The sequence below is a fragment of the Streptomyces sp. AC627_RSS907 genome, assembly GCF_019049165.1.
Genome location: NZ_JAGMUE010001438.1, coordinates 1 through 642 on the forward strand (window position 1 = coordinate 1; position 642 = coordinate 642).

At 68.4% G+C, this 642-nt stretch carries 1 protein-coding gene; it reads left to right on the top strand.

Annotated elements, in window-relative coordinates; translation table 11 throughout:
• Positions 1-126: 126 nt before the first annotated feature.
• The coding region (locus tag KUM32_RS42320) for a Tn3 family transposase (protein ID WP_308408858.1) at positions 127-642 on the top strand (516 nt) is incomplete at its 3' end.

The following is a 642-nucleotide window of genomic DNA, read 5'->3' on the forward strand; positions in this document are numbered from 1 at the left end:
CTGAAGGCCTCCGGCTCGCCTTCGCTCAGCCCACCCCCGAGATTCCGACCGTCGCCTCCAGGCCACCGCCCGGCGCAGCGCTGGCGCGCATCCTGCGCCGACAAGCCCGGAGCGCCCGACCGCACCGTGCAGATGCTGCGCTACCTCACCGACGCGCCGCTGCGGCGGCGGGTGACCGCGGCGACGAACGAGGTCGAGTCGTTCAACCGCTTCTCCCAGTGGGTCGGCTTCGGCGCCCGCTGCGTCATCGCTGACAACGACCCCGTCGAGCAGGAGAAGGCGATGAAGTTCAACGCGCTGCTCACCAGCGCGGTGATCTTCCACAACGCCCTGGACATCGTAGAGATCGTCCGCCAGCTACTGGAGGAGGGCTGGACGACCGAGCCGGAGGACCTTGCGCACATCTCGCCCTACCTGATTGGGCGCATCAACCGGTTCGGCGAGTACAGCAGCCACGAGCTCGGCATCCAGCCGGAGGCGTACGACCCGAAGCTGACGTGGGCTTCACCCCGCTGCGCGAGACGGGCTCGGCTGCGGCCGGCTTCGGCATGGCCGCCTGATCCGCCAGGCCCCGGCTCAACGAGAGTTGACACACGGCACACCTCTCGTCGAACGTGGCAACCCTCAGTGAGTGCGTATGTT